The organism is Streptomyces sp., assembly GCF_031178505.1.
GTDB lineage: Bacteria > Actinomycetota > Actinomycetes > Streptomycetales > Streptomycetaceae > Streptomyces > Streptomyces gulbargensis.
The window spans coordinates 1-4514 of record NZ_JAPSIW010000582.1 but is presented as its reverse complement, the minus strand read 5'-3'; the positions used below and the strand labels follow the sequence as shown (position 1 = coordinate 4514).

Annotated in this window: 4 protein-coding genes; all 4 read right to left on the bottom strand. The window is 74.9% G+C overall.

What is annotated here, in order from left to right:
- On the bottom strand, positions 1-836 hold an 836-nt coding region (locus RIF68_RS28275), incomplete at its 3' end, for a DUF3492 domain-containing protein (RefSeq protein WP_309054133.1).
- Positions 837-918: 82 nt separating this feature from the next.
- The gene (locus tag RIF68_RS28270; RefSeq protein ID WP_309054132.1) at positions 919-3066 is read right to left on the bottom strand and encodes a hypothetical protein; all 2148 of its coding nucleotides are present in this window, start codon (positions 3064-3066) and stop codon (positions 919-921) included.
- Positions 3067-3452: 386 nt separating this feature from the next.
- Positions 3453-3980: a hypothetical protein gene (locus RIF68_RS28265; RefSeq protein WP_309054131.1), complete on the bottom strand. Its 528-nt coding sequence runs from the start codon at positions 3978-3980 to the stop codon at positions 3453-3455.
- Positions 3981-4409: 429 nt separating this feature from the next.
- A partial coding sequence (locus tag RIF68_RS28260; RefSeq protein ID WP_309054134.1) for a cellulose binding domain-containing protein occupies positions 4410-4514 on the bottom strand: 105 nt, incomplete at its 5' end.

Genomic DNA, 4514 nt, shown 5'->3' with positions numbered 1-4514 from the left:
CGGATGGCCGCCGGGTCCGCGCCGCCCTCCTCCTCCCACAGCCGGTTGTAGCGGTTGCCGGGGGTGATGAGGGCCGCCCGCCGGTAGCTCTCCTCCGCGAGCAGCCGGAAGAAGCCGAGGATCACGGTCTTGACGGGCCAGCGGTAGGGGGCCGTGCGGTAGCCGAGGTAGCGCTCGCGCAGGTAGACCCCGTGTTCCGTCAGGAGCAGCGGCACGCCGTGGCGTTCGAGCGCGGCGAGCCCGGGCAGGACGGCGACGCCGCCGCTGACGGCGTGCGCGACCCCCTCGGTCGGCGGCGGCGCGGCCAGCGGGCGCAGGGCGTGCTCCAGGAGGGCGGTGGCGGTGAGGGCGTCGTGCACGGTCGGCCGCGCCTCGCGGACGGCGAGCCCGGGCCGCCGCCAGACGGAGGTGAGGACGGATATCGCCGTGTCGCCGCGGAGGAAGGGGCCGAGCAGCCCGTCGGCGGCGGCCCGCGCCAGGCCGTGCAGGGCGGGGCCGAAGCGGTGCTCGGCGGCCGGGTCGAGCAGCGCCTCCAGGAACGTCTCGTACGTGGCGGCCAGCCGTTTGCGGGACCGGCCCCGTGGCGCGTGGCCGGGCGGCGGCGTACCCCACATCGGTACGGACAGCACATTCCCCACGTTGGCGGGCGGCTCCCACGCCAGAGGCTCCCGGCCGGTGCCGGTGACGGCGATGACGTCGAACCGGATGTCGGGCATCCCGGTGACGAGCTGGTCGCACCAGACGCTCACCCCGCCGTGGCTGTGCGGGTACGTGCCTTCGGTGAGGAGGGTGACGCGCGGGGCGCCGTCGGGCCGGACGCCCTGGGGTATGTGCATGGGTGTGTGCTCCACGGCCGTGGTGGGGGTGGTGATGCCGGTCCCGGCCGCGGGTGGGCGGCCGGGACGCGGGGCGGTGCGATCAGCCGCCGGCGCCGGGCGGGACCGGGGCGGTGACGCCCTCGGGGACCCGGACGGGCGGCGCGGGAGCCGGGACGGCGGCGGGGGCGGCGCCGCCGGCGCCGCCGGCCGGGGCCGCGGCGGGCGCGGGGAGCGCGGGGAGCGCCAGGCCGAGCGGGGCCGTGGTGAGGGCGGTCCAGCCGGAGCGCGTGCCCGCGTACGACTCCCCGAAGGCGGAGCCGGCCCGCAGGGTGCCCTCCGGCATGGTGGCCGGGACGTCCAGGCCGGCGGGGCCCTCGACGGTGACCGTGGTGCCGACGCGGTAGGCGGTGACCCGCCCGTCCCGGACGGCCGTCTGCCAGGCCTCGCGCCGCTGGAGCTCCCGCCCGATGTCCCGCATCCGCAGGTTGACGACGGGGGCCGCCGGGGTGAACAAGGCGTCGTAGGAGTCGAGCACACCGTCGAGGACGGGGTAGGCGATGCGGTCCTCGGCGAGGTTCGACTGGTGGATGAAGTGCGGCTTCGGGTCGTTGGCGAGGACGTGTCCGAGCGCGATCCGCCGCTCCACCGGCACGATGTGGCCGGCGTACCCGGTGGCCGGGTCGAGCGGGGCCGGCAGGCAGGTGGTGGTCGCCGGGTTGTCCTCGCAGATGCCGCTGCCGCCCTGGGCGCGGCTGGTGTAGATCCAGTTGTACTCGTCGACCTGCTCGGCCGCCCGGCCCGCGTTGTAGAAGACGTTCATCGGGTACCGGGGGACGGTGGTGGCCGGCCCGACCCGCCGCTGGCCGCCGCTCTCCCGGGAGTTGTCCGAGGCGAGCCAGGTGACGCGGTTGTCGGCGAGCGCGGGGCCCAGATAAGGGTTGTCGACGGGCTGCTGCGGCAGGACGCGCAGCCCGGAGTGCTCACCGGTGACGAGTTCGCCGTTGTCGAGGGGGAGCCCGGCGACCTGGCCCCAGACGCGGTTGAGCGCGATCTCGTCGGAGACGTCCTCGCGGCTCACCCACTTCACGGAACCGTCCGGGCGGGTGGCGCACCGCCAGGGCACGACGGTGGTGTCCTGCTCGCAGCCGAGGAAGGCGTGGGTGTAGGTGTGGTTGATCCAGCGGAACTCGTCGCGGCGGGCGAGGAACCGGTCGGCGAGCGGATCGGCCCCGCCGTTGTCCTCCCGGTGGTCCACGCTGCCCGCGCCGTTGTACGCCATGTCGAGGGTGAAGCCGCGCGCGGCCTGCCAGCCGGCGGCGTGGTCGACGTCGGCCGGTGTCATCCGGATCGGGTCGGGGGTGGCGTTCGGGTCGGTGCAGTCGACGTCGCCGGGGGTGCAGTTGAGGACCGAGTTCCAGCGGTCGTCGGCGGCGAAGACGTCGTCGACGTGGACGGCGAAGTAGTTGCGGGAGGCCCCCAGGTGCACGCCGCCGGTCATCCACTCCACGATGCCGCGGGCCAGCAGCCGGTACTGCTGCTGGTAGCGGTTGTAGACGAAGGTGACGACGAGCTCGCGCCGCCCGTCGTGGCGGTACTCGCCGACCAGCGAGCCCCGCCGGGTGGTGCCGGGGATCGTCGCCTGGACGTACGGCGTGAAGTCCGCGCCGGTGACCGGGTTCGACAGGTAGGCGTAACTCTCGCCCACGGTCGGCGAGTTGTCCTCGAAGGGAACCGCGCCGTCCAGGTAGCCGAAGGGGCCGGAGCGGCCGGCGGCGGTGACCTGGGCGGTCACTCCGTCGAGGCTGCCGGAGTAGCCGCCGTACACCGGGTACTGGAGCCCCGCCTCGGGCCGGGCGTAGGTGTAGGCGTCGACCTGCGGAATGCCGTAGGTCCGCTCGTACGAGGCGAGCGCCGCCATCTCGGGCGAGTGGGCCGGGAACGGGTTGTCGTTCGGCAGGACGACCGCCTGGAACTTGGCCCGGGGCCGGCCGTCGACGGTGTCCGCGAGGTATCCGGCGTCGATCACCGGACGGTCGGCGCGGGTGAGGTCGATCTGGGTGTACGGCGTGCCCGCCACGTCCAGTTCCGCGGCGATGGCCTCGGTGGCCGGGCCGCCGTCGGAGACGACCAGGACCCGCAGGTCCACGCGCGGTTCCGGCGCGGCGGCGCGGGCCGCCGTTCCCGGCAGGACGAGTCCGGCCAGCAGCGCGCCCGTGGCGAGCAAGGTGGTGCCTGATATCCGCTTCATGCGGTGGGTGTCCCCTCCCGGAGCACAGGGGTGGTCATGGCTCCGCGGAGCGGGCGCACCCCCTCGTGCGACGCCGGCATCCCCCTCGAAGGCCGGTCGCCCACGCGTCCGTCGCGTCAAATGGTGAGGTATCTGTGGAGCTTTCGTGGTCGTGCTGCTCAAGCTGGCGGAAAATCGCGGTCCGGCTCCGGCGTCCGCACGCCGGCCGGACGGGCCCCGAAGGCCCGCCCGCGCCGGCCGCCCGGGGCCCTCCCGGCCAAGCGGGGCGGGAAAAAGTTCCACCGGCGGGCCCGGGGAGCCGCCGGTGGAACAGTCAGAGGTCCGGACCGGTCGGACGAACGGTCCTTGGCCGGATCATGGACCCGTACCGGCCCGGAGTCGGGGCGTCAGGCGCAGAGGACGCGCGTCTCGGGGGTGTGGACCGGGCCGCCGCTGACGTTCGAGCTGTCGCTGAACTCGGCGTAGAAGTACGAGTAGAAGCCGATGTTGCCGTTGCAGCCGGAGTCGGCGGCGACCTGGAGGGTCAGCGTGACGGTGCGGCTCTGGCCGGGCGGGATGGTGGCCCCGTAGTTGGCGCCCAGGTCGGCCGGGCCGGTGCCGGAGCAGGCGCTGCTGCCGCTCGGGCCGGTCAGGGTACAGCCGGTGAACGCGTACTTCAGGTCCGGGCGCTGGTTGGTGAGCCAGGTCGGGTCGATGGTCTGGTAGACGAACCAGATGTCGTAGGTCTTGTTGTTGGTGAGCGTCATCGAGAGCTCCACGGAGCCGCCCGGGGTGGTCGTGGCGGCGCTGGTGCTGAACGTCAGCTGCGCGGCGGCCGGGGCCGCCGCGCTCGCGGACGGGGCCAGGCCGAACAGAGCGAGGCAGAGGGCGAGGACGGCGGTGAGCCCGAGGCGTCGCGTGAGGAATGATCGCATGGCCCGGGAGGCTAGGCAGCGCCGCGACCCGCCGTCTTCCCCGCCGGCAGCCTCCGCAGCGGCCGGCGGCCGAAAGTGCGCACCCCGTGAAGGCGTCGCGGAGAAATCGTGAAGCCCCGGTCCGGAAGGCCGTATCCGCATGCCACGCGCCCCGCGCCGCACCCTCCGCCGGCCGTGCGCGGCGGGGCCGGCCGGGGGTTCCCCCGCGCGCACTATTGGCGTGTACGCATCGGATCACGCCCGAGCGGCAGCGCGCCAGCCCCTCTCCCCAGCGGCGCCTCCCGGCCATGCGGCGCGATTCCACCCGCACGAGGCCCGCGCCCGGTTCCGCGGCCGAGGTGCCCCGCCCGGGCCGGATGACGAACCGCGGGCGGGGGTGGCCGGCGGGGCCCGGCCGGGGGGGTCCGCCCGTGCCCCGCACGGCGACGGTCAGGCGCAGGCGTCGCCGTTGAGGGTGAAGGCCGTGGGGGAGGGGTTCGCACCGCTGTGGGTCCCCTGGACCCCGAAGCTCACCGTCGCACCGGGGGCGAGGGT